This window comes from Janthinobacterium fluminis (assembly GCF_028595325.1).
Lineage (GTDB): Bacteria > Pseudomonadota > Gammaproteobacteria > Burkholderiales > Burkholderiaceae_D > Janthinobacterium > Janthinobacterium fluminis.
In genome coordinates, this window is record NZ_JAQQXR010000002.1 from 443,016 (window position 1) to 466,717 (window position 23,702).

Annotated in this window: 32 protein-coding genes; 5 read left to right on the forward strand and 27 right to left on the reverse strand. The window is 62.6% G+C overall.

The features are described from left to right. Positions 1–21 precede the first annotated feature (21 nt). The 4 genes from OIK44_RS07820 to OIK44_RS07835 all read right to left on the reverse strand — a co-directional run bounded on the left by OIK44_RS07820 (position 22) and on the right by OIK44_RS07835 (position 1,287). Positions 22–465: a hypothetical protein gene (locus OIK44_RS07820; RefSeq protein WP_273670163.1), complete on the reverse strand. Its 444-nt coding sequence runs from the start codon at positions 463–465 to the stop codon at positions 22–24. Between the two features lie 128 nt (positions 466–593). After that, entirely contained in the window at positions 594–854 is a 261-nt protein-coding gene (locus OIK44_RS07825) for an Ogr/Delta-like zinc finger protein (protein ID WP_273670164.1), read from the reverse strand. Further along, entirely contained in the window at positions 851–1,039 is a 189-nt protein-coding gene (locus OIK44_RS07830) for a hypothetical protein (protein WP_273670165.1), read from the reverse strand. Before OIK44_RS07830 ends, OIK44_RS07825 begins: the two co-directional genes overlap by 4 nt. 50 nt (positions 1,040–1,089) lie before the next feature. Continuing rightward, on the reverse strand, positions 1,090–1,287 hold the full coding sequence (locus OIK44_RS07835) for a hypothetical protein (RefSeq protein WP_273670166.1): 198 nt from the start codon (positions 1,285–1,287) through the stop codon (positions 1,090–1,092). 313 nt (positions 1,288–1,600) lie between these two features. On the opposite strand from OIK44_RS07835, the gene OIK44_RS07840 reads away from it, so the two are divergent. Together OIK44_RS07840 and OIK44_RS07845 are read left to right on the forward strand one after the other, a co-directional pair. After that, complete coding sequence (locus OIK44_RS07840) at positions 1,601–2,050, forward strand: helix-turn-helix domain-containing protein (RefSeq protein ID WP_273670167.1); 450 nt, start codon at positions 1,601–1,603, stop codon at positions 2,048–2,050. 28 nt (positions 2,051–2,078) lie between these two features. After that, positions 2,079–2,768 carry a hypothetical protein gene (locus tag OIK44_RS07845; RefSeq protein ID WP_273670168.1) on the forward strand — a complete coding sequence of 230 codons (690 nt, stop codon included), beginning with the start codon at positions 2,079–2,081 and terminating at the stop codon, positions 2,766–2,768. On the opposite strand, the gene OIK44_RS07850 is transcribed toward OIK44_RS07845, so the two are convergent. The 23 genes from OIK44_RS07850 to OIK44_RS07960 all read right to left on the reverse strand — a co-directional run bounded on the left by OIK44_RS07850 (position 2,765) and on the right by OIK44_RS07960 (position 19,888). Then, positions 2,765–4,024, reverse strand: coding sequence for a phage late control D family protein (locus OIK44_RS07850; protein WP_273670169.1), 1,260 nt, complete (start codon positions 4,022–4,024; stop codon positions 2,765–2,767). The genes OIK44_RS07845 and OIK44_RS07850 overlap by 4 nt on opposite strands. Continuing rightward, positions 4,021–4,629 carry a phage tail protein gene (locus OIK44_RS07855; protein WP_273670170.1) on the reverse strand — a complete coding sequence of 203 codons (609 nt, stop codon included), beginning with the start codon at positions 4,627–4,629 and terminating at the stop codon, positions 4,021–4,023. Before OIK44_RS07855 ends, OIK44_RS07850 begins: the two co-directional genes overlap by 4 nt. Before the next feature lie 12 nt (positions 4,630–4,641). Then, positions 4,642–7,299: a phage tail tape measure protein gene (locus OIK44_RS07860; RefSeq protein ID WP_273670171.1), complete on the reverse strand. Its 2,658-nt coding sequence runs from the start codon at positions 7,297–7,299 to the stop codon at positions 4,642–4,644. Then, complete coding sequence (locus tag OIK44_RS07865) at positions 7,300–7,413, reverse strand: GpE family phage tail protein (protein ID WP_071650277.1); 114 nt, start codon at positions 7,411–7,413, stop codon at positions 7,300–7,302. Positions 7,414–7,421: 8 nt separating this feature from the next. Then, entirely contained in the window at positions 7,422–7,730 is a 309-nt protein-coding gene (locus tag OIK44_RS07870; RefSeq protein ID WP_273670172.1) for a phage tail assembly protein, read from the reverse strand. 69 nt (positions 7,731–7,799) lie between these two features. Then, the gene (locus OIK44_RS07875; RefSeq protein ID WP_273670173.1) at positions 7,800–8,309 is read right to left on the reverse strand and encodes a phage major tail tube protein; all 510 of its coding nucleotides are present in this window, start codon (positions 8,307–8,309) and stop codon (positions 7,800–7,802) included. Between the two features lie 56 nt (positions 8,310–8,365). Then, positions 8,366–9,541, reverse strand: a complete 1,176-nt coding sequence (locus tag OIK44_RS07880) for a phage tail sheath protein (RefSeq protein WP_273670174.1) — start codon at positions 9,539–9,541, stop codon at positions 8,366–8,368. Between the two features lie 96 nt (positions 9,542–9,637). Next, on the reverse strand, positions 9,638–9,853 hold the full coding sequence (locus OIK44_RS07885; RefSeq protein ID WP_273670175.1) for a hypothetical protein: 216 nt from the start codon (positions 9,851–9,853) through the stop codon (positions 9,638–9,640). After that, complete coding sequence (locus tag OIK44_RS07890; protein WP_273670176.1) at positions 9,854–11,383, reverse strand: phage tail protein; 1,530 nt, start codon at positions 11,381–11,383, stop codon at positions 9,854–9,856. Continuing rightward, positions 11,380–12,000, reverse strand: a complete 621-nt coding sequence (locus tag OIK44_RS07895; protein ID WP_273670177.1) for a phage tail protein I — start codon at positions 11,998–12,000, stop codon at positions 11,380–11,382. The genes OIK44_RS07890 and OIK44_RS07895 overlap by 4 nt, the downstream gene beginning before the upstream one ends. After that, the gene (locus OIK44_RS07900) at positions 11,993–12,904 is read right to left on the reverse strand and encodes a baseplate assembly protein (protein ID WP_273670178.1); all 912 of its coding nucleotides are present in this window, start codon (positions 12,902–12,904) and stop codon (positions 11,993–11,995) included. The genes OIK44_RS07895 and OIK44_RS07900 overlap by 8 nt, the downstream gene beginning before the upstream one ends. Further along, positions 12,901–13,245 carry a GPW/gp25 family protein gene (locus OIK44_RS07905; RefSeq protein ID WP_273670179.1) on the reverse strand — a complete coding sequence of 115 codons (345 nt, stop codon included), beginning with the start codon at positions 13,243–13,245 and terminating at the stop codon, positions 12,901–12,903. The genes OIK44_RS07900 and OIK44_RS07905 overlap by 4 nt, the downstream gene beginning before the upstream one ends. After that, a complete protein-coding gene (locus tag OIK44_RS07910; RefSeq protein ID WP_273670180.1) occupies positions 13,242–13,904 on the reverse strand; it encodes a phage baseplate assembly protein V in 663 nt (220 codons plus the stop codon). Before OIK44_RS07910 ends, OIK44_RS07905 begins: the two co-directional genes overlap by 4 nt. A gap of 124 nt (positions 13,905–14,028) precedes the next feature. After that, positions 14,029–14,496, reverse strand: a complete 468-nt coding sequence (locus OIK44_RS07915) for a phage virion morphogenesis protein (protein WP_273670181.1) — start codon at positions 14,494–14,496, stop codon at positions 14,029–14,031. Next, entirely contained in the window at positions 14,493–14,981 is a 489-nt protein-coding gene (locus OIK44_RS07920) for a phage tail protein (protein WP_273670182.1), read from the reverse strand. The genes OIK44_RS07915 and OIK44_RS07920 overlap by 4 nt, the downstream gene beginning before the upstream one ends. Further along, positions 14,965–15,501, reverse strand: coding sequence for a lysis system i-spanin subunit Rz (locus tag OIK44_RS07925; protein WP_273670183.1), 537 nt, complete (start codon positions 15,499–15,501; stop codon positions 14,965–14,967). Before OIK44_RS07925 ends, OIK44_RS07920 begins: the two co-directional genes overlap by 17 nt. Further along, positions 15,498–16,064, reverse strand: coding sequence for a glycoside hydrolase family 108 protein (locus OIK44_RS07930; RefSeq protein ID WP_273670184.1), 567 nt, complete (start codon positions 16,062–16,064; stop codon positions 15,498–15,500). The genes OIK44_RS07925 and OIK44_RS07930 overlap by 4 nt, the downstream gene beginning before the upstream one ends. Next, on the reverse strand, positions 16,061–16,435 hold the full coding sequence (locus tag OIK44_RS07935) for a hypothetical protein (RefSeq protein ID WP_273670185.1): 375 nt from the start codon (positions 16,433–16,435) through the stop codon (positions 16,061–16,063). The genes OIK44_RS07930 and OIK44_RS07935 overlap by 4 nt, the downstream gene beginning before the upstream one ends. A gap of 53 nt (positions 16,436–16,488) precedes the next feature. Continuing rightward, on the reverse strand, positions 16,489–16,698 hold the full coding sequence (locus tag OIK44_RS07940) for a tail protein X (RefSeq protein ID WP_273670186.1): 210 nt from the start codon (positions 16,696–16,698) through the stop codon (positions 16,489–16,491). Beyond that, positions 16,698–17,198 carry a head completion/stabilization protein gene (locus OIK44_RS07945; RefSeq protein ID WP_273670187.1) on the reverse strand — a complete coding sequence of 167 codons (501 nt, stop codon included), beginning with the start codon at positions 17,196–17,198 and terminating at the stop codon, positions 16,698–16,700. Before OIK44_RS07945 ends, OIK44_RS07940 begins: the two co-directional genes overlap by 1 nt. A 106-nt stretch (positions 17,199–17,304) precedes the next feature. After that, positions 17,305–18,021 carry a phage terminase small subunit gene (gene gpM, locus OIK44_RS07950; RefSeq protein ID WP_273670188.1) on the reverse strand — a complete coding sequence of 239 codons (717 nt, stop codon included), beginning with the start codon at positions 18,019–18,021 and terminating at the stop codon, positions 17,305–17,307. A gap of 3 nt (positions 18,022–18,024) precedes the next feature. Beyond that, positions 18,025–19,044, reverse strand: a complete 1,020-nt coding sequence (locus OIK44_RS07955; RefSeq protein WP_273670189.1) for a phage major capsid protein, P2 family — start codon at positions 19,042–19,044, stop codon at positions 18,025–18,027. Positions 19,045–19,096: 52 nt separating this feature from the next. Further along, positions 19,097–19,888 (reverse strand): GPO family capsid scaffolding protein, encoded by a 792-nt coding sequence (locus tag OIK44_RS07960; RefSeq protein WP_273670190.1) that lies wholly within the window; start codon positions 19,886–19,888, stop codon positions 19,097–19,099. 138 nt (positions 19,889–20,026) lie between these two features. On the opposite strand from OIK44_RS07960, the gene OIK44_RS07965 reads away from it, so the two are divergent. The 3 genes from OIK44_RS07965 to OIK44_RS07975 are packed head-to-tail and all read left to right on the forward strand — an operon-like array spanning position 20,027 to position 23,084. Continuing rightward, positions 20,027–21,814, forward strand: a complete 1,788-nt coding sequence (locus OIK44_RS07965; RefSeq protein WP_273670191.1) for a terminase ATPase subunit family protein — start codon at positions 20,027–20,029, stop codon at positions 21,812–21,814. Next, positions 21,811–22,872 carry a phage portal protein gene (locus OIK44_RS07970; RefSeq protein WP_273670192.1) on the forward strand — a complete coding sequence of 354 codons (1,062 nt, stop codon included), beginning with the start codon at positions 21,811–21,813 and terminating at the stop codon, positions 22,870–22,872. The genes OIK44_RS07965 and OIK44_RS07970 overlap by 4 nt, the downstream gene beginning before the upstream one ends. Next, positions 22,869–23,084 (forward strand): hypothetical protein, encoded by a 216-nt coding sequence (locus OIK44_RS07975; RefSeq protein ID WP_273670193.1) that lies wholly within the window; start codon positions 22,869–22,871, stop codon positions 23,082–23,084. Before OIK44_RS07970 ends, OIK44_RS07975 begins: the two co-directional genes overlap by 4 nt. Positions 23,085–23,702 lie beyond the last annotated feature (618 nt).

The window sequence follows — 23,702 nt, forward strand, 5'->3', positions numbered from 1 at the left end:
CGGTCTTGACGAGGCGCGACATTAGCTTGCCTTTGGCAACGCGGACTTCTTGGCGAAATACTTGCCCCAGTAGGACACAGCATGCAAAGGGCCTCCGAAGTGGAAAGCGCCTTCTTCGCTGGCAAACAGGTAACGTAATTCAATGGGCAAGTTGCCGACCAGTTTGCGCTGGTTCTCAAGGCTGAAAAAGCCCCCAAGCTGCAGCCTCCGCAGATCGCTTACGATGAACGTGAGATTTGCCGCGCCATAGGCGTGATAGGTCTTGGCGACCGTATGGAGATAGTCGGTCAAGCCGCCGATGTCCACCTCGCCGCTGGCCTGCAGCAGGAGGCAGGTGTGGGCCACCGGGACGACGCATTGTGCAAGCGACGAGTGGCCCGCGCAGCTTGCATTGCCCGGTGATGTCATTGGTATGTCGGCTTCGCGCAACGAGACTGTCCCCGCCGCTTTCAGGCTGCTTTCCATCGAATTTCCTTTTTTTAGGTTGAACGAATCCCGCGCGCTCAAAAACGAGCGCAGCAGGGCATAACAGAACAGGGAGTTACAGCGGCCGGTTTACGGCGGTGCGAGGATCGGCGAAGAGCACATAGTCGTTAGCAGACCGTCAGATCGAAAGCGAGTTGATTGGTGGCCGCATTGCGCGCATGCTGCGACATCGGGATGCGGATATCGGCCTTGGGCACAGCGGAAAGCGAGAGCGTGCGCAGCACTTCGAGGCCGGCGACGAAGACGTGGCCGCAGTCCGGGTTCTGGCACATGTAGGTGATTTCCTTGAACATGGCCGACATCGTGCGACTTTTTACCGCGCGAACGGTGTAGTCGCAGTGCGGGCAGGGCAGGCCAATGACTCTCATTTGTGCTTTCTCTCAACTTGGTACAGTGCGCGACCTCGGCCGGTGATTCCCTTGGCGCTCTTGCGAACGCTGGATTTAAGTAGCCACTCGCCGGCTTGCTCGATGCTGCTCAGCCCTTGCTGTTGACGAATGCGCTCCAGCAAGTCGCGCTCGGTGTCGTCCAGGGTAATTGATTGGTCAGGCATCTTTTCGGTTGCTTGTAAGTTGCTATTAAGTTGCTTTTTGCTGCCTTTGCTTAACCGGCATTGCGGGGTAAGCTGGCGTTGTTGTCGGAAGCAAGTACCGCCGCCGCTTCGCGCATGATGATGATGCGGGCGATGGTCGCTACAGATTCACCTTGGTAGTTCGCTAGTGCCGCGACAAGATCGTGCTCATAGTCGTCGAGGCGCAGCATGATGCGGTTGTTGCGGACGCGCTTGGGATCGGGATACATGGTGCCTGTTCCTCTGCTGTTAGGCGTGCTGGATGGGGATTGATTGGCTGCGCTCGACCTCATAGGATTGCAGGCCGCGAAGAACCATAAGGCGCATAAACGAGGCGCGCGAGCGTGAATCCTGCTGTGCGCATTGCTCTACCCGCTTGACCTCTTCGGGCAGCAAACGGATAGGAATGGGCTGCGAAAGGACGTTCTTCGGCTGGCGTGTCACTGGGGCTATAGTTGTCATAGGGTATGATTTGTATACATCACTTAATAATGACGCCACTTTAGTACAAAAAATTGTACTTTGCAACTAAAAGATTGAAATATGGATACATTTGGTCAGCGCTTAAAGAGCGAACGCAAGCGACTCCGCATGACGCAGCCTGAACTTGCACTGGTTGGAAAAGTCGAGAAGGGCACGCAAATCAACTATGAACAGGACAAGAGATTTCCGAGCGCAGACTATTTGATAGCGGTCGCGGCGGTCGGAGTGGACACGCACTATGTGTTGCATGGAACTCCAGCAGGCAACAATCTGACAGACGATGAAAACGAACTCTTGATCGGGTATCGCAAGCTCGATCTTCGGGGGAAAGCGCGTGTACTTGGCGTCGTGGAAGGCATTGCCGAACCCGCTAACGTACCGGCTTCCGTATCGGCGCCGAAATCGGCGCCGCGTACGCAAAAGGTCGTCTTTCATGGCGAGGTTGGCCAGCAGGTCAGCGGGGATATCTCCGCGCCGCAAACAATCAATGTCGGTCGCAGTAAAAAGTGAGCACGCGTATTTAGAAGCAAGGTAATAAATGTCTGAAAAAGTTGAATTCAAAGGGAATGTCGGCCAGGCCGTTATGGGCGATGTGAACGAGGCGCCAAGACTAAGCAACGTCGTCACGCTGCATGTCGGCGAGCAAGAGAAAGAGGTGGAACTGATCACCGACTATCAGCGCAAAAGCATCAATGTTCTGGTGAAGGAGTTCGCCGCGTTGACGGGTGATGACGACCTCAAGATTTACAAGGTCTTCATCACCGACTATGGCCTGAAGAGATTTCGGGAGCTGCCGCGCGACAAGTATCACGAAGTGAAGGCGTCGCTGGAGGAGTGGATACAGGATGCCAAAAACGCGGCGGCCCCTTCCAAACCGGCGCCGCCTCCCGTAGCTAGTCACCCACCCGCATACCCAACTCCCCACCACGGCGCTACCTCATGCTTGGCCTGCGCTGAAAAATCGGCGAGCTTTGCGCGACTGCAGCGCACGGCGCGGATGCGCTTGTTGGCGCTTGTGGCGAGCCTCGCCGCCTGCGGTTGGCTGCTGTACAAGGTGCCCATGGCGGCGGACGGGGCGATCACGCCGGCGGAGAATAAATGTTACATCGATGGGAATGCCTATTCGATTGGACATACCACCAAATCCGTTTTCGGCGTCGCGGCCGAGTGCGTGCCGGCGAGCGGCGACAGCCCGGCCAGGTGGGCGAATGTCAAGCGAGGGCGCTAGAGATCATCCGCGCCGGTATCTTCCGGCTTCGAAGGTGCGTCGCTGTTTTCCCGGATTATGTCGCGCACCTCTTTGATTTTCGACCATTCCAGCTTCGCCGCGCGCTTGGCGCTGTGCTTGCTCTTGTAGAGGTGCGCAAGGGTCTTGAGTGCCGCCTCCCGGCCGGCCTGCTGCTGGCCGGTCTTCTTGGTGACGACGTCCTTCCACTTGGCCAGCACGCCGGTGATGCCCTCGTCCGGGTCTTTCTCGTCCTCCCGCTCCGCCTCCACCGCCTCGGTCTTCGTTTCGAACTCGACGCGCGTGGTGAAACCGTTGCCGCCCAGGGAGTGCGTGACCTTCGTCGATAGCCACTCCGTGGCGTCGATCTCGGGCTTGAAGCCTGTCACCGTCACGGGCGATTGCGGAAACACGGCCGGGTTGCCCAGGGCCAGCGTCATTTCGAACGTGGCCAGGCCGCGCTGGATGCGCTGCCATTCGCCCACGGCCGCCGTGCGTGCGTCGGGTTCGCTGGCGAAGGTGGTGCGCAGGCGCTTGCTGTTGCCTGGCACGCCCGCCACGACGCTGCGGCGCCGCGCGTAGCGCTCGTCATGCCAGAAAGCGCGCACGCCGGTGTAGGAGTCGCTTTCGGCGCTGTGGTAGCGGTGCCCGTCACCCAGCGCCCGCGTGATCGCAATGACTGGCAGCGCCTGGCCGCTGGCGGTGCGGCTTTGGTTGATTGGGATGAACAGCAGCTTGTCGTTCTTGACGGTGGCGACCGCATCGTATTTCTTACCCAGCCGGCGCAGGAACGCCGCGTCGCTTTCGTGGGTCTGGTCGATGTGTTTGATGACGGTGTCGCGCAGGCGCGGCGACACGCCCGACGCCAGCTCGTTCTGGAAGGCGATCACGTCGATGATGGCGCCCAGCGTCGTGTTGTGAAAGCTGCGCTCTTGCTGCTGCTTGAAGGTGTCGATCAGGTTCGCCGACCTGGCGCGCAGGGTGACGGTGTCGGGCGCGCCGGCGTGCTCCACTTCGTCGACGGTGAAGCGCCCCATGTCCACCAAGCCGCCGGCACGCCAACCCAGCGCCAGGGCGATCTTGGCGCCGCGCGGCGGCAGGGCCAGCTTGCCGTCGCTGTCGTCCAGGGAAATATCGAGCTGGTCGCTGTCGTCGCCACGGCACAGCGTCAACGTCAGGTTGATCAGCCGCGCGGAAACGACGCTGGTCAAATCCTTTTCCTCAATGGCCACCTTGAAGGCCGGGGTATTGCCGCTCATTTGAACTTGCCGGCGGCACTGCCGATAGCGCCGCTGATGGCGCCACCGATTTTGTCCTTCACGCCGCTGACGACGCCGCCGTATTTGCCGGTGATGCCGCCAACGACGCTACCTACAACGCTGCCGACTGCGTTTTTTGCGGCGCCGGCGATGCTGCTGGTTATGCCGTCGAGACTCAACATATTTTTGAGGTCGCCGATATCGCCCAGGCCCACCATCGACAGCACGCCGTCGTCATCGCGCTTGAGCGATATCGAGAACTCGACGCGCTTGGCGCCGCCCTTGCCGTCCAGGATAGTACGGCCTTCGGTCATGCCGGTGATACGGAACGAGCCGTAAATACGCCCCGATCCCTGGATCAAAATCCACGATTTGCCGGTATCGGCCATAGTGCGCAGGGCGTCGAGCGAGTATAGGCTACCTGTCAGTTCCGGCGCCACCCAGCCCGACAGGGTGATGGTGTCGTCGCCCGGACCGACAAACTGGTGCGCGTCGCGCAAGCCCACGCGGGCCGTGCTGGCGTGCTTCCATTCGGTTTGCCGCTGCAGTTCGTGATAGGCCAGCGTCGGCAGGCTGAACACGAACATTCCTAAAATCATCATCATGGTGGTGCGTCCTTATTCTCGGTCAAACAGGCTTGAACGCATGCGCGCGGCCTTTTCCCGGTCGCGTTGCTCCATCGCCGCGTACACGGCGCGCGCAATGGCCTGTGGATCGGACCCCGGCTGCGCCTGGATCACGATTTCGATTTTGTCGCCTTGCACGGTCATGCCCATGCCTGTGCGCTGGGACAGCGGGGCGCGGGTATCGAACGCGGCGGCCGGCAGGGCGGTGGCGCCCGTTGCGCCGATGGCGACGCCGGCGCCCAGTTCTGTTAGGCGCCGCGCCAATCCTGAAACCTTGGCAATCGGCGCGTCTTCGCTGCGGTCCAGGCCGACGGCCAGGCCCTGCATGGTGAAGTCGCCCAATTCCGCGAACACGCGGCTGGGGCTGCGAATGCCGAGCTTTTCTTTAAACCAGCCGATGGTGCTGGCGCCGGCGCCGACGATGGCATCCTTGACGGTGCCCAGGGAGCCTGTGATGCCGTTCGCCAGCCCGCGCAGAATGTTGGCGCCGAAGTCGAAAAACTTCGCCGGCAGCTCGATGCCGAACCAACCCAGCACACCCGAAAATGCCTGAGTAAACAGGCCCAGCGGCGACCAGTTCACGATCAGGCTGGTGACGCCGCTGATGCCGCCGGCAAACGCCGCCTTGACCTGGGACCAGATACCGGCGAAGAAAGCCGTGATCGGTTCCCAATATCTGTAGATCAGGTAAGCGGCACCCGCAATGGCGGTCACGGCCAGGCCAATGGGGTTCATCAGGAAGGCGCGCCCGAGCCACAGAACAGCCTGGCCGACCCACATGAAGGCGCCGCCCAGGCCGCGCAAGATAGGTGTCAGGACGCCGCCCGCGATTCCCATCTTCGCAAACATCACATGCAGCATGGCGTAGGGGCCTACCAGGGCGGCGATACCCAACATCAGCGGGCCGAGCACCAGCAGCACGCCGGCCAGAATGGCGAAGCCTGCAATCATGATCTTGGCCGTGACCGGGTTACGCTCCATGAACCCGTTCAAACTCTTGACCGCGTTGATTGCCATTTCCAACCCTTGGGCGTACAGCGGCAGGATTTTTTCGCCCATCGTCAGCTTGAGGTCGGCCAGCTTGGCCTCGGCTTCCAATTCCTTGCCGGATGCTTGGCTGCGGCCGAGCTGGTCGAGCTGGCCAATATCCGCGGCGCCACGGTTCAGCTTTTCATTTTTGTGGATCTGCGCGCGCTGCAGGTACATTTGCGAGTACAGATTCGATGCCGTGCGGTTCGAAAACATGCTGCCGATTGCGTCCAGCACCTGATTCTTTTCCGTGATGCCCTTCTTGGCGAGCTGCGGCAACAGGATTTTTTCCATCCATTCAAACTGGTTCTCGCGGAACAGGTCGGCGCCCAGCAGCGCGCCGGGGTTCAGGAACGACACCTGCCCGGCCTTGTCGTGCTTGACCTTGCTCTGGTCGCCGATCAGGCCGAACTCTTCCAGCTTCAGCGCGGAGCGTTTCGTGGTCCGTCCCTGGTACAAGTTCTGATAGGCGCTCATCAGCGAGGTGCCCACGCGGTTGCCGCTCATCTCCTGCACCAACGGTTCCATCTGGTAATAGAACGCGTCGTCCTTCAAGCCCTTGGCGGCGATGCCGCCCGTCTTAATCATGTTCAGCCATTCATTTGGTCCCACACGCCCGCCGGTGGCCGTGATCACCTGCTGCACGATGTTGGCCTGGGCCTCGAATTTAGCCTTGCTCTCCAGGCCGCCGCGCAGCTCGATCACCTTGAGCATGTCCATGAATTTGCGTTCGTTCTCGACGCCCTGCTCTTCGCCGAAAAATGCGCGGTTGGCGAACTTCATTTTCGCCAGCGTCGGGGCGACCATTTCCGCATGATGCACGTCGGCGAACGCGCTCATGCCGTCGCGCATCAGTTGCAGGTTGTCGAGCTGGCTCGTGCCGTAGGTTTTCATGTTGCGCGCGAAGGCGACGGCTTCGGCCGACACCTTGTCGCCCAGGCCAAGCGCGTTGACGCGGCCCACTTCGGTCTGGTAGTGCTTCGCCTCCGACACCCCCTTGACGAGGGGGGCGGCGAGCACGGCGCCGGTCGCGGTGGCGCCGGCGCCGGCCGTGGCCACATTGCCGGCCACGGCGCGCATCTTGTCGGCGTGCCGCATCGCGCCGGCGACCCGCTGTTGCTTCGCGGCCGTTCCGGCCAGTCGCTGCTGTTGCGCGGCCAGGGTTTTGTTGGTTGCCTCGATCTCGTGGCGCAAGGTGCGTTCGTGGCTCGCCAGTTCCCTTGTGCCGATACCGGCGCTGGAAAGGCGCTCGCGCATGGTTTGGAGTTGCTGGCTTTGCTGCTGACCGGCGGTCTTCAGTGCGCCAGCCGCCCTCACCGCCGCATTGAATTCGCGCGTCATGGCGCGCGTCGGGTTTTCGGTTTGCTTCATCTTGGCGGCTAGGCCGGCGACGCGCTGTTGCGCCGCCTCCAGCTTGGCCTTGGTGGCGTCCAGACCGCGATGCAGTTCGCGGAATTGGCCGATGCTCCGTTGCTGCGCATTGAGGTCGCGCAGGCGGTCGCTGGTCGCCTTGAGCGCCTTGGCCGTCTCGCCGGAGCCGCCCATGATCTTCTTGAGCGGGCCGGTGATCTTGTCCAGCGCCGAAAACACTACCTGCAACCGCAAATCACGACCAGCCATCTATTCCGCTCCGCTTCGTTGCCTGGCGCGCTCGCGCCAGGCCATTAATTCATCGATCGTAAAATCATCCATCGCCGCCGGCGTCCAGTGAAAGACGCCGGCGATATCGGCCATCGCATCCTCTACTTCGCTGGGGATACCGAAAGGCGATCTGCTTTGCTCACCAAAAAACCGCCGACCTCCGCGCCAATGCTCAGCAGGTCGGCCGGGTCCATATTGGCGATGTCGTGTGCGGTCAGGGTCGGTTCGGTGATGCGCGGCAGCACGATCTGCAGGGCCGAGACGCTCAGGTTCGCCAGCTCGATCAGTGAGACGCCGCGCAGCGCGCCGGCTTTCGGCTTGCGCAAGGTGATCGAGGTGATCAAGGTGTCGCCGCGTTTGATGGGCTCGTCCAGCTCGATGACGGCCTGGTGTTGGGTGTCGTTGTTCATGATGTGTTCCTTTTTCTTGGTGGTGGTAAATGTGGGTAAAACGGTGGCGCTTGCCGCCGGGCCCGGCCCTTACAGGCCGATGGCCTTGCGGATGGCGTCGTTGGTGCTGGCGCCGCCGATGGATTCGGTGCCGCTCATGAAGTCCAGTTCGATGATGACGGCGCCGTCGATGGTCAGCTTGTAGTAGCTGCAGGCCATGCTGTACTTGTGCGTGGTGTCGTCGGCCATCTTGGCCGTGCCCATATCGATTTCCTTGTAGCGGCCGCGCACGACTGCCTCGACGGCCGCCACGCTGCCGTCGTCGTCTTCCTGGTAGGCGCCGGCGAAGCGCAGTTGCACGGCGCCGTGCGATTTGGCGCCGTATTGCTTCAATGCCTCCGCGATCAGGCCGCCGGCGCTCCATTCCAGCGACAGCGCTTCGTTGCCGAAATCGACCATGACGGGGCCGCTCATGCCGCCGGCGCGGTACTCCTCCATCTTGCGGCTGAGTTTGGGCAGGGTGACTTCTGGAACCATGCCCATGAAGGACACGCCGTTTTGAAACAGATTGAAATTTTTCAGTTTGCGGGGCAGGCCCATTTCGTTCTCCAGTTATTCGATAGGCCCGCGCGGGGCGGGCATGATGGTGCCGATGGTTACGCCGTGATGCGCGAGGCGAAGTCAACCAGATAGCGATCGGTGATGCGCTGCTGGAATTTCAGATTTTCCAGCGGCGGCACGGGCGTGTAGTCGTAGTCGATGGCCAGGGTGCCGGCCTTGAGCGTTTCCTTCTGGTTGTATTGCTCGTCGTACCAGGCCGTGCCGTCGATGATGTAGCCCTGGCGTTTCAGGTCGCGGAATTTGGAATTGATGCTTTCCAGCATGTCCCGGACCAGTGACGGGTGCAGGGGCAGATCGACGTAGGCGAAATGGGCCTCGGCGATGGTGTCGGCCAGCACCTGGGCGGTGCGCGTGTAGTTCTCAAAATAGAAGAAGCCGCCCGGAGCTTCGCAGGTGCGCGACCCCCAGAAGCGGTAGCCGCCCATGTTGACCAGAGTGGTCACTTCCTTGGCGTTGAGCACGCCGGCGTCGGTGGCCGGGTCTTGCAGGTCGAAGAACACATCCGTTGTGATGCCGGTAGGCCCGTTGACGACCACGTTCGACAGCGTCTTGTGCCAGCCCGTTTCCTCGTCGATCTTTGCGCGCAAGCCCATTGCGTAGGCGACCGCCGAAATGCTCGCTTCCGCGTCGGTGGCGGTATTCCAGTTGACGAAGTCCGGCCAGATGATCATTACTTCGCGCTGGCCGAATTGGCCGCGATAGGCCGTCGCCTCGACCACCGTGCCGCAGCCGTGGGCCGAGGCGTAGAGGAAGGCGCGCAACTGCTGCGCGACGGCGGCCAGGGCGTTGGTTACTGCCTTGGTGTCGAGGCCCGGCGCGCCTAGGATGCGCGGCTTGACGCCGAGTTTGCTTTGCGCTGCCAGCAGCGCCTTGGCGCCCAGGTATTTGCCGTTCGGCGAGACGCCGCCGACGGCGTTGGTGGTCGTCTCCGCCTCGGTTTCGCCTTCGGCCACTCGCACGACGACGGTCAGCGGCTTTGTTTGCGCCGCGATGGCCTCCAGCGTGCGATACAGCGTGCCGGTCTTGCCTGCCTTCGCCATCGCGGCCAGGACGTTGGTGACGAGCACGGGGGTGTCGAGCGGGAAAGCGGCCGGGTCGGCGTCGTCGGCCGTGGCGATCAGGCCGATGACGGCCGTTGAAACGGTGCGGATAGGGCGAGAGCCTTCATTGATTTCAATGACGCGCACGCCATGATGGTAGTCAGTGGCCATTGCTGTTACTCCTGTTGATTGAGGCGATAGGTTGATGTGGTGCGCGCGTCAAGCGCCCAAGGGAGGGCGGAAGATCGTGCTGCAAGGTCAGGTGGTTCAACTTGCTTCGGGGCTTTCTCTGCCGACGTCTTGGCCGCCTGGCGCGGGTGTCTGCGGAACGGATTGCCATTCGTCATTCACAAGGCGCCAATCGCCTGGATTCAGATTGAAGTTAAGGGGTTCGGACCGAGAAATGTCGCCCGACATGTTGGTGTCAACAAAGCCCCACGCTTTGAGGATGTGCGTTGCGGGGTCACGAAAAGATTTTTTCATTTAGCAATCTCCATTTGGGATGACATAACCCATGACATCGACGTATGCGCCGCCGGTCGCTCCCGCAGTAATTGCGTAGCTAAAGCGTCCGGCATTGTCGAGGGGAATCTCAAAAATTCCAGCTCCATGCATGGCGGTGTTGGCGGTGGCGATGGAGAACTTGATTGGCACAAACTGCATATTGAAAACCTGGATTTGCAACACGAACGTCGCTGTTGACGAGCTTGAAATCTGCAGCTCGCCCCGCAATATGGCCCGCGCCGCGTTCGACGGCACATACTGGGAGCAGTCGACAAACGAGGGTGGCGATGTAACCGCGCCGCCACTAAGAACGCGGGTCGCGCTAGAGTCGATGGTGTAAAAAATTTTCGAGCCGTAGGCCATCATCGCCGTGATGACGTTTGCTCCCTGGTAGCGGACTGTCGTTGCATAGGCGAAGAATGCGAACCCGGCCGGCAGCATCGGGGCACTAGCCGATGCGCTCCAAAGTAGGGCGGTTACACCTGTGATGGGATTGAATATGTAGTGCAGATGCACAGCCGAGGTGCCGGAAATAACGGCGACCTGATCCCGGCCGTTCGCCCCCACCACAGACAAATCAGCCGTCAGTGTGCCGGTGCCATACCTCGTTATGGTTTGCCCGGTTGCCGGATTGCGCATCGTCACTGCGAGCGCGGACACGGTGAATTTGTTGAGGGGCGACGCTGCATTATTTGCTCCGACCAAACCCTGCACGCTGGCGCGCCCCTGCGTCGCCTCGATCAAGGTGTGTGCGTTGACAAGGCGCTGAGAATCGTCGCCGAACGTGATGTTGGGAGTTTTCGGCGCGCCGGTGAATTCTGGCGACGCGAGCGGAGCTTTTAGGGCGAGCGCATTGGTGATCGTGGTAGCGAAATGCGGATCGCGCCCCAGCGCTTCGGCCAGTTCGGCCAAGGTATTCAGGGTTTCAGGCGAGCTATCGACCAGGGCGGCAATCGCCGCGGCGATCTTGTTCTCGCCGTCGATCTTGCTCAAGTACTGCGGGTGCGGGTTGGCCTTCGCCTCATGCGCCATGACAGCCTCGGTGACCTTGTCGTCGGCATACTTGCGCGTGGCCAGCACCACCGACGGATCAATTTTCAGCTCGACGGCGCCCGTGCTGGCGACGATGAGCACGACGCGCACCACTTGCGTGCGTCCGCTGCCCTCGACCATCAGCGGCTTGTAGCTGGGCGGACAGTTGGCCACTGCGCACAGGTCGCCCGCCTCGTCGTAGATGCCGATTTCGCGTATCCACCAGCCGCCCACGTCTTCAGGCAATACTTGCTCGACGATGATCTGGCTGGCGTTGGCTGGATCGACCGTCAGCTGGTTCAGGCCAGCGCGGCGCACTTCATGGACCAGCGCCTTTTGCGTGCTCGATGGCATCGGCAGATTGCCGTTGCCGTCGCCCACGGCCAGGGTGGCGAGTTTTATGGTACGTCCCAGGGCGATGGCGTTGGCCAGCTTGGCCTCGCCCACGTCGGTCAGAATGGCGAAATATGTGCTCATGGATAGATGGTCATGGTGTCAATGGTATGGGATGCGCCGGCCTGCAACAGCGTGCCGCGCACTTCGATTTCTTCGGCCAGCCAGGGATAAACCGTCATGACTTCGCCGTGATAGGCGGCCAGGCAGATTTGCACCTGGCCACGGCTTTCCAGGTAGATGGCCAAACCCGTCAGGTGCCGGCTGACGGGCTTAGCGTCGGCGATCAGGCGTTCCATTTCCTGAAACATGGCGTCGGTGATGCCGGTGTCGAGCACGCCCACATCGAGACGGAAGGTGCCCGGCACGCCCGGCGGCGTGGTTTGCCACCATTCAGTGATGCGGATCAGGTAGCCCAGGGACTCGACCACGCGGCGCACGGCGGCAATCGTGCCCTTGTGCTTGTGGATGAAATAGGACGCCTTGATGGTGCCGCGCTTGATCGACTCGGGCCAGTTGTCGTCCCAGCGGTCGACGGAACAGGCCCAGGCCAGAAACGGCAGCAGGGCAACCGGGCAGCGGTCGGCGCTCCACAGGTCGCGCAGCGGCACGGGCACGTTGACCAGCTCGGCGCAGGCGACGGCAATGGCGCGTTCCAGCGGCGTGGTGTTGGGCGGCAGGGTTGGCACGTGCTTATTCATCGAGCACCACCACGTTCAGGTTGATGGCCGTGCAGCGCGCGGCCTGGGTGGCGTCCAGTTCGATATCCTCCACTGGGCTGGCCAGCACTACCTTGCGCACGCCCTCAACATGGACGGCGGCGCTGCAGGCGGAACGATAGATGCTGTGACCCAGCGGGCGGCGCGGCTGCGATACGCGCACGGCGTTGGAGCGCGCGGCGGCCAGCAAGATCGGCACTTCCGGGCCGACGCCGATAAACAAGGTGGCCTCGATCTGGTAATCGATCACGTCGGCCGCCTGCACCGTCAGGCGGTCGCCCAGGGGGCGCACTTCCTCGGCATTGAGCGCGCGCGCCACGGTGGCCAGCAGCGCGGCGCTGGCGATGCCGGTGGCATCGTTCGACAGCACGGTGACGGTGACGTGCGCCGGCGCTGGACTGGTGGCGCTTGCGTCCTTGACCTGGCCGTCGCTGCTGCGGGCATGGAATTCATACGACGCTTTCGGCCCGGCCACGGACAGGCCGTCCGGCGCTTCCTGGATGCGCAGGCGGTAGGCGTCATGATCCTCCATGACGGCGGCCACGGGCGGCATGGCGTCGGGCTGGGCCGGCGTGATGGCCAGGCGCGCCACGTTGACGTTGGCGCCCAGTTGATCGAGGTCACCACCGACGGCGAAGGCCAGCATGACGGCCTTGCCCGCATCGTTGACGCGGTTGCGCAGGATGGTTTCCTGATACGCGTTTTCCTCCAGCAGCTTGGTGGCCGGCTCCGATTCCAGTTCTAACAGGGCCGTGACGGCCGCGCGCTCGGCGTCTGGCAGCAGGCTTACCAGATGTGCCTTGCGGCCGGCCAGGATGGTTTCGAAGTCCAGCACCTCGACCACGCTGGGCGCCGGCAACTGGGTCAGGTCGATGGGCGTGCTCATACGACGCCCCCTTGCTTGACGGGCACGGCCAGGGTGATGCCCTGGCCATTAGCCGTGCCCTCCAGCAGCAGGGTGATGGCGCCGTCCGTGTCGCGCGTGAGTTGCACACTGGAGAGCTGCAGGCGCGGCTCCCAGCGGCGCAGGGCAAAGGCGGTGGCGGCATAGATGCGCAACTGCGTCGCGCTGTTCAGCGGCTGGTCGATCAGCTCGGGCACTTCGGAGCCATAGCGGCGGCGACGGATGCGCGAGCCGATTGGCGTGGTGAGGATGTCGGCAATTGACTGGCGCAGGTGGCCCAGCCCCGTCAGGCTGCGCCCGGTGGCGGCGTGCATGCCCATCATGGCAAAGGCCCGCCCGACTGGTCGCCGCCGGCTTTCACGTTGCCGTGTGGGTGCTTGGCCAGGCTGATGGCGCCGGCCAGCACGTCCACGGTCGCCTTGATCGTGCCTTGCACGGCCATGGCCACACCGCCGGCTGCGCCGGCCTTGGCGTTCACGCCGCCATTCAGGGTAGTGGCGCCCTGGATGGTCGTGCTTTGCATGACGATCAGGTTTTTCATGACGGTCAGATCGCCCGTGCATATGGTGCTGGGCGCGTTGGACGTGACCTTGTCGGCCGTGACAGTGGCGGTGCCGCCGGGCAGCGTGGCGGTCAAGGCATGCGCCGCGTGATCGTACTGCACCACGGCGCCGTCGGGATAGTGGGTTGTGTGTACCGTGTGGCTGGATTCGGGAGTGTCAAATTCCTCCGAGTACAGCGCCGGCATGATGGTGCCGCGCGTCAGGTCGCCGCCTGGTGACAGCACTACGACCTGTTCACCGACGGTAGGAGATGACCAGGTGCGCGTGCTGCCGGCGCGCGGCGTGATCCAGTTCAGCCATTGCGTGGTCAGTTTCGGGCCGAGTTTGACGCGTGCCTTTACCCCGTCCACCTCGGCGATGGTGCCCAGGCGGATCAGGTTTTGCAGCAGGCGGAGGATTTCGGACAGGTCGGCGTTCATGCATTGCATGTTGCCGAATCGCGTGCGCAGATGCACGCGATGGCGGGTTGCTATCGCGCTTACCGACCCGATTGAAGCGGTTTCCCTACGCGCGTGCGAGCGGTTAAGGACATCGGAAAAGGTGCTAGATGGATTCCATATGGCGTAACAGCGACTCGCGGATAAAAGCCCGATCCGATTCGCTGAATCCAAGCAAGGGCCGCGCAGGATATTTGTACCGTGGCCCGGTCTTCGACACCTGGTCTGGCAAGCCGTCCTGATGCACACGGGCTATTCGGGCCACGCGGCCAAAGAATCCGATTGTTATCTCGCCGGGAGCGGCGCGTATTTTCAGGTAGGTTGCCGTTCTGATTTTATTGAACATGGCGGCTTTTTTTCGCTTGATCCGACCGGCCTTGCCGTGCCACTCCTTGCGCGGTTTGCGCGCGGCGTAGGATGCGCCATCCGGCCCTTGCTGCGCCGCTATACGCTGCGCCTGGCTGCGGCGCAGGTCGATGGCGACCTTGTGATTGATGGCACGGCGCTGGGCCGGCTGCAGCCTGGCCAGCAGCGCGCCGGCCCATGCTTCCAGACTGTGAAGGTTGTCGGTCACGCGGTCGCCTGCGGTGTGTGCCATTCCGCCAGCAGCGTGTCGCCGGCGTAGAGCGACCAGAACTCGTCCGCGTAGGCCGGCGTCATTTGCGGTTCGGCCAGGTGCGTGACGTCGAGGCGTCCTTGCTCGCCGCGTTGGACGACCACGCGTTCCGTCAGGTCCAGCTTGATCGAGATATCGACCGTCTCGTGGTTGTTGAAGTCCACTTCGAAACTGATGCCGGTGCGGCGTTTTTCCTCGTTGCCCATCAGATCTACCTGGTGAGCTTTCAGCCAGGCGATCAAGGCCACCATGATGGCGTCGGCGTCGCCGGCGAAATCGGTGATGATCAGATTGAGCTTGAAGCGGTATTCGAACGACAGCGACGCCGTCGCCGCCGCTACGACGTTGCCCTCGTCGGCGAAGACGTGCAGACGGTCGGGGTTGCGCTGCAGGTCGGGGATGGCCTCGGCCAAGTGCCGGCGCAGGCTATTGGGCTTGTACATTGAATTGTTCCCGGATGCTGTTGTAGGCGTCGATGCAAGCGTTTAGCTGGCGGGCGGCATCGTCGCCGTCGCCGGCGATGGCGCCAAGAGCTGCCGCAGCCTCGATGTTAAGTTCGGCTCGCGCTTGGTCGCTATCTTCGCCGGCAGGGGCGGAATATGCGGCGCCGACGGCGCAAGCGCCGGCGACGGGGATTGACAGCCGCACAGCGCCGCCGCGCACGTCAGCGATAAAACGATCACGTTCAGCTTGTGCATGGCTCATCTCCAGTTTGAATTGTTCCGTGTGGTTGTCCAGGCCGAGCGCCGCCGCGCGCTCCAGCTCGCGCGCGTGGCCGGTGGCCTGCGCGAGCCGCGTTGCGGCGGCGGCCTCGCTGGTGGCCGCCGCGCGGCGCAGGTCGGCGATGGTCGCGTCCTTGCGCCAGCCCTGGACCGTCCAGCTCAGCATGGCGCCGACGATCATGCCCAAAGCCGGCGCCAGGCATTTTTGCAAGGCCATGCCGGGCCAGGCGAGCGGCATCATATCGCCACCCGTTCCTTGATCCAGCCGAACAGGAACCGGCGCTGGCTCGTGTTGGCTTCCGCGATGTCTAGGTAGCGCGCCGCCTGCACGCCGTTGAGCGCGCGCAGCATCACCGTCGCGCCGTCCTGGCCGCGCCACTTGAGGAAGGCGGCCAGGGCGCCCAGCGACAGCTCGCCCAGCCGGCCATCGACAAATAAGTTTTGGTAGCGGCTGCCGGTGTCGTTGAATCCGTTCAACCAACGCTGCAGGAACTCGGCGGCGCGGTGCGGCCCCATGTTGACGCCCGTATCGATCAGCTCGGCCCCGATGGAGGCGTTGATGTCCAGCACGCGGCCGAACCGCGGTTCGGTGATGTAGCGGGCCGTGTAGATGGCGCGCGCCACGCCTACGGGCATAGTGCGCATGGGGCCGGCGTATCCGTTCGCGCGCGCGACGGCGGCGGTGATGCCGAAATTCGTTTCGCCGCCGGCGTCCGCCGGATCGTTGACATAGCCGGCCTCCACCCGCAGCACGGAATCGACAACGCGGTCGATCAGCGCCTGGTTGGTGTCCTGGCCGCTCACAAGGATTCCTTGACGTCCCGCGCCATCTCGGCGATGTCCTTGTCGTTGCGGCGCTGAAACCACAGGGCCACGGCGCGCGATATCCACCATCCCGGCGCGCCGACGATCAGGTCGATGGCGCTGGCATTGACCATCGCGCCAATGGTGGGCAGTTGGGCGCACAGCAATTGGTAGGCCGTGCCGCCCAGCAGGCATGAGAACACGCCGGCGCAGGCCAGGCGCGCGACGAATTCGCCCTTGTTGAACGTGCCGTCCGTATTCAGCGGCGGCAGCACGATGTACAGCATGGCGGCGCCGATCATGCCCAGCGCAGCCTTGAAGCCGTAGAGTTTGACGAGTGTGGCGAAGCCACCGAACGATTCTGCGGACATTGCTTGATTCTCCGTATTGAGGATGAGTAAATATTTCATGTTGGCGATGCTTGCTAGTCCCATAGCTGCACGATGTCGGTCATGGTGGTCGTGCTCGGCACCGGCTCGGGCAGGGTGACGACGATGCCGCTGGGCAGCACCGCACCGTATTGCGCCAAGGATGGGTTTAGTTCCAAGGTGTGTTCGACGTAGCCGGCGCCGCCGCCCAGGTAGCGCCAGACCAGGGCGTCCACCGTGTCGTGCTGTTGCGTACGCACGCGCATCAGATCAGCTCGACGGTCAGGTGCGTGCGGCCGACGATATCGGCGATTGCCCACTGCGCATTGCGGCGCTGGGCGCCGGGCGCCTCGTCCAGCGCTTCCATGCTTTTCTTGTCGCTCAGCGACGAGGCCGTGGTGTCGTAGTCCCGGTAGCGTTCGATCAGATCGGCCTTGGCCGTGCTGTAGACGGCGCGCCGATACTGCGCCAGCAGGCGGCTTTCGCGGTTGATCCTGGTGGCCGGCACGTCCGCCATCGCCGCAACGCCGGCCACGGCGTGCTGGCCCTGCCACTGCTGCAGCTCGCGGTTGACGTGCAGGATGGCATCGACCACTGCCTGCACCAGGCGCGCGTCGGTGACGGTGCCATCGAGGCGCATGGCGTCGCGCAGGTCGGACAGCGCGATGTCGGGGAACCAGCCATCGTTTTCGACGATGCCGGCCGGCGCGGGCGCGGGCGCGGCAGCCGGTGTAGTCGATTGGGGCGGATGGGCGATAAAAGACATGGCGTGTACTTGGGTTGGAGAATAAAAGTCGGCGGTGGACGGGGTTCATCTGGCGTTGGTGCTGGCCAGAATTCCCCCGTGCCGCCGAGCGCCTTGGGGGTGCTCTTTACTTGGAGTCGGCCGCTCGCTTAATGCGCCGCTCCAGACGTTCGATTTCCTTTTTCACTCCGCTGGCCTCCGACAGGGCGCGGGCACGCTTCAGGTTCGCCATGGCGTTGTCGGCTAGCTCCAGCAGCGCCGGGGCGATGTCAGTGTCGTCGGCCAGGTCGAGCACGGCGACCATGGCCAGGCCGATGGCCTTGTGCAGCTTGGCGCGCGCCTGGTCGGGCGCGTCGCTCGACGCCGTCATTTTCTCGACGACGCCGAGCACCGTGACTGCGTGCTGCGGATCGGCGTTCAGCTTACCCTGCAGATAGCCTTCGGCGAATTCGTCGAGCAGCATGGTCGGAATGTCGCGGCTGTAGCCTTCCGGCAGAGTGAACTTATGCTCCATGGCGTAGGCGGCAATCGTCAGCGCGCGGTCGTACTCGCCCGTGTCGATGTGCCAGACCAGCAGGGTGGCGAACACGTCATCCTGCGCGCCCTTGCCGCCGGCCAGCACGCCGTCGATCCATTGCGCATAGTCCGGCAACAGGGTGGCCTTGACCTCGATCTTGCGTTCCACCGACTGAATGCTCTTCAGACGCCGGCGGTCGTCGGTCAGCTTGTAGAGCATCAACTCGTAGGCCGTGCCGGTGGTCACGTCCTGGGATTCGGATGCGCCGGCCGTGCGCTCGGCCAGAATGCGCGCGCGGTGGCGCATGGCTGGGGATGGGTTCGACATCGCTTAGGCTTTCAATTCGATGTTTTGCACCAGCGCGGTCAGGCCCAGGTCTTCGATGACATACGCATCGTTCGACGATTCGTAGTTCTCGATGCGGTCGCGCTTGGCTTCATCGACCACACGGCGCCGGCGTGCGCCCTCCTGGAAATAGATCGACAGATTGTCGAAGCGGGTGATCAGGATCGCATTGTCGGGGAAGTAGGGCACGCGCGCGGCCGGCAGGCCGCCGATGCGCTTCTGGCTGATGATGATGTCGGCCGCCAGCGTTTCGGTCGGCGCCTGCTTGGTGTTGACCAGCGGGAAATACTTGTCGCTTAACAGTTTGCGGCCCACGATGGCGACCAGGCCGGTGTCTTCCTGATACCACGGGTCCAGCAGGTTGACGGCATCGACCACGGCCGCGTCCAGGTTGGCGTAGTCGGCGCCGGCGGCGTCGCCGATGACGACCTTGCCGGGCATGTTGGCGCCGACCAGGCCCAGCACACGTTCCGGCGCCTGTTCGCGCAGGTGCTGCAGCCAACCCTTGTTGACGTCCTGCAGTAGGGGATTGGCGGCCAGATCGGTATCGGCCGCGACCTTGGTGCCGTTGAAACCGATCACGATGCGGTCGAGCGCCTGGCGCACCAGTATGGCGTTGGCCACGCGCGCCTGGAAGTCAGGAAACTTGGCCCAGGCGTCCAGCTTGGGGTAGGTGATGTGGGTGTCGAAGTTTGTCTTTTCGCAGCGGTACTTGACGCCGTCCAGCGAGGACAGGTCGCGCGTCTGGCGATCCTTGTTGGCGGATGTGTTGGTGCGGCCGGCAATCGGGCCGGACACGCCCAGACCCAGCTTTTCGCCTTCCTGGTCGGTGACGCCGATCATGTTCACTTTCGACAGGAACTCGCTCGATTCCTGCATCTTGCTTTCCAGTTTTTGCTGGATGGTCGGATCGACGCTGTAGGTGTGGGCGACGCTGTCGGTGTCGTTGAGCTGGCACAGGCGCGCCGCGTACTGGTTGAAGGCGAGACGGGTTTGTTTTTTCATGAAAATTTGCTCCAGGCGAAATGTTTTTTAAAGGGGATGAGCGGGCCGGCGCTTAGAACTCGGTCTGCACGGCGCCGTCGTTGCCGGTGGCGGCCGGGCGGCGCGGCGCACTGCCCGGCTCGGCGTCCATCTGCGCCTTGAAGGCGGTCAGCTCCGTTTGCGTCGCTTTCAGTGCGGCTTCCGCCATCTCGATGCGGACCAGCGCGGCGGCATAGTTGTGGTTGGCGCTGACGACATGGCCGGCCAGCTCCTGCACGGCGTCGCCGATGTCGGCGAACTGCTGTTCGTTGCCGGTCTTGGATTCGGTTTTCAAACGGGCGAACAGGTTTTTTACGATGTCGGCCAGCTTGGGGCCTTCGGGTTCGTCGAATTCCAGGCTGATTTCGACGGCCGAGGAAAACAGGTTCTCCGTGCTCTGCTTGCGGTTGGCCGAAAACAGCAGCGCTTCGGTGCCCAGGCTGGCCGGGCTGTCGGTGACGCCCAGGCCGACCAGGTAGGGGCGTTCCGTGTTGGCGAAGTTCGGTTGAATTTCCAGGCTGGTGAACAGCTTCTGCCGGGCCTTGTTGATGGCGACCAGCTCCGGCGTCGGCTCGATCTGCGCGAACAGGGCCAGCTTCTTGCCGGTGTCGGTATCGACCTCCTCCGCCTTGACGGCGATCACGTCACCGTAGGCTTTGAATGGGCCGTCCGGCAGGATGCTGCGGTAGTGCTCAAGCCAGACGCGCGCGGCGTAGGTCTTCGGGTTGTAGGAGGCGGCGATTTGCTCGATGGTGGCGCGGTCGATGTTACGGCCGTCCGTAGTGGCGCCCTCGGTGGCGACGCGGAAGAATTTCGATTTTGGCATGGTGGGCGTGTCATCAGTTGATCGGATAGCGCCATGGTCAACGTACTGGCGTTCCGATTCAATGCTGTGCGGGTTGCTATGCCCGATACCGACTTGCGGCTTCAACCGCTACGCGCGCGCACCGCCTACGCTGGCGGCATGCTAGAAACCGAAGAAAAAATTGCAGAATTGGCGGCGCCGGAATCCGAGCCGCGCCGCGTCGCGCGCGGCCTTTACTGGAAGGGCTGGCGCATATCGTCCATCGCGCGCCACTTGGGTATCAAGCGCAGCACCATCAATAGCTGGAAGGCGCGCGACGAGTGGGACAAGGCCCAGGCCATCGAGCACGTCGAGAACGCCGCCGAGCTGCGCATCGTGCAGCTAATCGAGAAAGAAGTAAAGAGCGGAAGCGACTACAAGGAAATCGATCTGCTGGCGCGCACCATCGTGCAGATGGCGCGCGTGCGCCGCTACGAGCAGCCCGGCGGCAACGAGGTGGATTTGAACCCGAAGCTGGCGAACCGCAACGCCGGCCCGAAGAAGAAACCGACGCGCAACGACTTCAGCGAAGAGCAGAAAATTCAGTTGCTCGACGCCTTCCAGGATTCGCTGTTCGACTATCAAAAGGTATGGTTCCGCAACGGCGACCAGCGTACCCGCGCCATCCTCAAGTCGCGGCAGATCGGGGCGACCTGGTATTTCGCCCGCGAGGCGCTGGCCGACGCGATGCGGACGGGGCGCAATCAGATTTTCCTGTCGGCGTCCAAGTCGCAGGCCCACGTCTTCAAGCAATACATCGTCCAGTTCGCGCGCGAGGCCGCCGGTATCGAGCTGACGGGCGACCCTATCGTGCTGCCGAACGGCGCGCACATGTACTTCCTTGGCACGAACGCGCGCACGGCCCAGGGCTACCACGGTAATTTTTACTTCGATGAATTTTTCTGGACGCAGAATTTCCAGGAACTGAACAAGGTCGCCTCGGGTATGGCGATCCACAAGAAATGGCGCAAGACGTATTTTTCTACGCCATCCTCGACGACCCACCAGGCTTACCCGTTCTGGACAGGCGAGCTGTTCAACAAGCGTCGCGCCAAGGCGGACCAGGTCAATATTGACGTCAGCCACAAGCGCCTGTCGTCGGGCTTCACGGGCGAGGACAAAATCTGGCGCCAGATCGTCACGATCATGGACGCCGAGCGCGGTGGCTGCAATCTGTTCGACATCGACGAGTTGCGCAACTTCGAATACAGCCCGGACCAGTTCGAAAACCTGTTGATGTGCAACTTCATCGACGACACGGCTTCCGTTTTCCCGCTCAACGAGCTGCAGCGCTGCATGGTCGATTCCTGGCTGGAGTGGGACGATTACAAGCCGCTCGTGTCGCTGCGCCCCTTCGGCAACAGGCCCGTGTGGATCGGCTACGACCCGTCGTTGACGGGCGACAGCGCCGGCTGCGTGGTGATCGCGCCGCCCATGACCGCCGGCGGCAAATTCCGCATCCTGGAGCGCCACCAGTGGCGCGGCCTGGACTTCAAGGATCAGGCCGAAGCGATCCGCCAGATGACCCTGCGCTTCAATGTCGAATACATCGGCATCGACACGACGGGCATGGGCATCGGCGTGTTCCCCATCGTGCGCCAGTTCTTCCCGGCCGCCACGGCCATCAACTACTCGCCCGAGGTCAAAACGCGCATGGTCTTGAAGGCGAAGAACATCGTCAGCAAGGCGCGGCTGGAATTCGACGCCGGTTGGATTGACATCGCGCAAGCCTTCATGGCGATCCGCAAAACCCTTACCCCTAGCGGCCGCAACGTCACCTACGACGCCGGCCGCAATGCCGAAACAGGCCATGCCGACCTGGCTTGGGCCTGCATGCACGCCCTCGACCATGAACCGTTCGAAGGCAGCACCGATACCAACCAATCTTTTATGGAGATTTATTCTTGAGAAACAAAGCTCGACATCTGCGTGCGCAGGACCAGCGCGCGGCGCCGGCCGTGGTGGCGCCGGCGCCGGCCGCCGGCGGCCTGGAAGCGTTTTCGTTCGGCGATCCTACCCCTGTGCTCGAACACAGCGACATACTCGACTGCTTCGAGTGCTGGAAGAATGGTGACTGGTATGAACCGCCCGTCAGCCTGGCCGGCCTGGCCAAATCGTTTAACGCCGGCGTGCACCACAGCAGCGCAATCCATTTCAAGGTGAACATCTTAGCGTCCACCCTGGTGCCGACCAAGTACCTGACGCGCGAGGCGTTTAAGCGTTTCGCGCTGGATTTTTTGACATTCGGAAATGGCTACCTGGAGAACCGCGCTAGCCGTTCCGGCCAGTTGCTCACCTTGGAACACGCGCTGGCCAAGTACATGCGGCGCGGCGTGGACATGGACACCTATTTTTTTGTGAACGCCTACCGGACCGTGCACCAGTTCGACAAGGGCAAGGTGTTCCACTTGATGGAACCGGACGTCAACCAGGAGCTGTACGGCGTGCCGCAGTACCTGAGCGCCCTGCAATCGGCCTGGCTCAACGAGGCGGCAACCCTGTTCCGCCGCAAATACTACAAAAACGGCTCGCATGCCGGCTTCGTGTTCTACATGACCGACGCGGCGGCCAACACGCAGGACGTGGACAACCTGCGCCAGGCGATGCGCGACAGCAAGGGGCCGGGAAATTTCCGCAACCTGTTCATGTACGCGCCGAACGGCAAGAAGGATGGCATCCAGATTTTGCCGGTATCCGACGTCGCGGCGAAGGACGAGTTTTTCAACATCAAGAGCGTGACGCGCGACGACCAACTGGCCGCGCACCGCGTGCCGCCGCAACTCATGGGCATCCTGCCGAACAACGCCGGCGGCTTCGGCGCCGTCGAGCCGGCCGCGCGCGTGTTCGCGCGCAATGAGCTGGTGCCGTTGCAATCGCAGTTCACCGCGATCAACGAGTGGGCCGGCGTGGAGGTGGTGAAGTTCGCGCCGTATCAGTTGACGGCGGACGGGGAGGGCGCGCCATGAGCGACCACGCCGACATCACCGACAAAATCATCTTCGCGGCCGTTCGCCGCGGCCTCGACGCCGTGCGCCGCCAGCCGCGCTTGGCGCCGGATTGCCGGTGCCATTACTGCGATGAAGAGGTCGGAGCCGCCGCGCTGTTCTGTGGTGTCGATTGCCGCGACGACTACGACAAGGAGCGGGCCGCAATCGCCCGCGCGGGGCGCGCCGTATGACCGCCACGCCGCGCTAGCAGTCAAGCCAAGGGCGAGGTAGCCCCACAGCGCCTGCGCGCCCCAAACGCCGGACAAGCCGCCCACGAGGCGGTTTTTTTGCGCCTTGGTGTTTGTTGTTGCTCAAAATGAAAGTTTTTGCCTTTTTCGGCCCGGCGCGCGCAGTCATCCCCGCCCCACGCCTGCCCGCTATATAGGGGTCTTTTGACTCAATTTTGCGTCATGGCCGAAGGTCCGGCAGGGCTGACGCGGCGGGCAGAAGAGGGGGGCATGCGATTTGACGCATTTTGGCGCACTTTGAGCGGTTTTTTGCGTTCATGGAGTGGTGGCGTGGGAAAAGCCGTTTTGTCGCGCTGTGTGGTCGTATCGCGGCGTTTGCAAGCATGCGCCGGCCGTCCGCCTCCATCGCTTGCGCGTTTAACTTCAAGCCCAAATTCTTTCGTTGACTTAGGTGTTCGGCCAAACTGGTCTTGAAAATGGTAGCGGCCATTCGCGAACATCTACGCCACAAAAAATAAAGCCCGCAAAACGCGGGCTTTTTGTTCGCTAGAGCAGTGGAGAGCAGCTTGCAAAAGTCGACGGTTAATTAGCAATTCAAGGTCGCGCGAGCGGCCATAATGT

Coding starts and splice junctions, on each gene's coding strand:
- OIK44_RS07830 (WP_273670165.1), bottom strand. CDS start 1,039: ATGCCTGACCAATCAATTACCCTGGACGACACCGAGCGCGACTTGCTG.
- OIK44_RS07920 (WP_273670182.1), bottom strand. CDS start 14,981: ATGTACAAGCCCAATAGCCTGCGCCGGCACTTGGCCGAGGCCATCCCC.
- OIK44_RS07860 (WP_273670171.1), bottom strand. CDS start 7,299: ATGGCTGGTCGTGATTTGCGGTTGCAGGTAGTGTTTTCGGCGCTGGAC.
- OIK44_RS07895 (WP_273670177.1), bottom strand. CDS start 12,000: ATGAATAAGCACGTGCCAACCCTGCCGCCCAACACCACGCCGCTGGAA.
- OIK44_RS07870 (WP_273670172.1), bottom strand. CDS start 7,730: ATGAACAACGACACCCAACACCAGGCCGTCATCGAGCTGGACGAGCCC.
- OIK44_RS07845 (WP_273670168.1), top strand. CDS start 2,079: ATGTCTGAAAAAGTTGAATTCAAAGGGAATGTCGGCCAGGCCGTTATG.
- OIK44_RS07965 (WP_273670191.1), top strand. CDS start 20,027: ATGCTAGAAACCGAAGAAAAAATTGCAGAATTGGCGGCGCCGGAATCC.
- OIK44_RS07825 (WP_273670164.1), bottom strand. CDS start 854: ATGAGAGTCATTGGCCTGCCCTGCCCGCACTGCGACTACACCGTTCGC.
- OIK44_RS07945 (WP_273670187.1), bottom strand. CDS start 17,198: ATGTCTTTTATCGCCCATCCGCCCCAATCGACTACACCGGCTGCCGCG.
- OIK44_RS07880 (WP_273670174.1), bottom strand. CDS start 9,541: ATGGCCACTGACTACCATCATGGCGTGCGCGTCATTGAAATCAATGAA.
- OIK44_RS07885 (WP_273670175.1), bottom strand. CDS start 9,853: ATGAAAAAATCTTTTCGTGACCCCGCAACGCACATCCTCAAAGCGTGG.
- OIK44_RS07935 (WP_273670185.1), bottom strand. CDS start 16,435: ATGTCCGCAGAATCGTTCGGTGGCTTCGCCACACTCGTCAAACTCTAC.
- gpM (WP_273670188.1), bottom strand. CDS start 18,021: ATGTCGAACCCATCCCCAGCCATGCGCCACCGCGCGCGCATTCTGGCC.
- OIK44_RS07850 (WP_273670169.1), bottom strand. CDS start 4,024: ATGAGCGGCAATACCCCGGCCTTCAAGGTGGCCATTGAGGAAAAGGAT.
- OIK44_RS07820 (WP_273670163.1), bottom strand. CDS start 465: ATGGAAAGCAGCCTGAAAGCGGCGGGGACAGTCTCGTTGCGCGAAGCC.
- OIK44_RS07890 (WP_273670176.1), bottom strand. CDS start 11,383: ATGAGCACATATTTCGCCATTCTGACCGACGTGGGCGAGGCCAAGCTG.
- OIK44_RS07940 (WP_273670186.1), bottom strand. CDS start 16,698: ATGCGCGTGCGTACGCAACAGCACGACACGGTGGACGCCCTGGTCTGG.
- OIK44_RS07955 (WP_273670189.1), bottom strand. CDS start 19,044: ATGAAAAAACAAACCCGTCTCGCCTTCAACCAGTACGCGGCGCGCCTG.
- OIK44_RS07960 (WP_273670190.1), bottom strand. CDS start 19,888: ATGCCAAAATCGAAATTCTTCCGCGTCGCCACCGAGGGCGCCACTACG.
- OIK44_RS07925 (WP_273670183.1), bottom strand. CDS start 15,501: ATGATGCCGCTCGCCTGGCCCGGCATGGCCTTGCAAAAATGCCTGGCG.
- OIK44_RS07900 (WP_273670178.1), bottom strand. CDS start 12,904: ATGAGCACGCCCATCGACCTGACCCAGTTGCCGGCGCCCAGCGTGGTC.
- OIK44_RS07855 (WP_273670170.1), bottom strand. CDS start 4,629: ATGATGATGATTTTAGGAATGTTCGTGTTCAGCCTGCCGACGCTGGCC.
- OIK44_RS07865 (WP_071650277.1), bottom strand. CDS start 7,413: ATGGCCGATATCGCCGGCGTCTTTCACTGGACGCCGGCGGCGATGGAT.
- OIK44_RS07835 (WP_273670166.1), bottom strand. CDS start 1,287: ATGTATCCCGATCCCAAGCGCGTCCGCAACAACCGCATCATGCTGCGC.
- OIK44_RS07875 (WP_273670173.1), bottom strand. CDS start 8,309: ATGGGCCTGCCCCGCAAACTGAAAAATTTCAATCTGTTTCAAAACGGC.
- OIK44_RS07905 (WP_273670179.1), bottom strand. CDS start 13,245: ATGATGGGCATGCACGCCGCCACCGGGCGCAGCCTGACGGGGCTGGGC.
- OIK44_RS07910 (WP_273670180.1), bottom strand. CDS start 13,904: ATGAACGCCGACCTGTCCGAAATCCTCCGCCTGCTGCAAAACCTGATC.
- OIK44_RS07840 (WP_273670167.1), top strand. CDS start 1,601: ATGGATACATTTGGTCAGCGCTTAAAGAGCGAACGCAAGCGACTCCGC.
- OIK44_RS07975 (WP_273670193.1), top strand. CDS start 22,869: ATGAGCGACCACGCCGACATCACCGACAAAATCATCTTCGCGGCCGTT.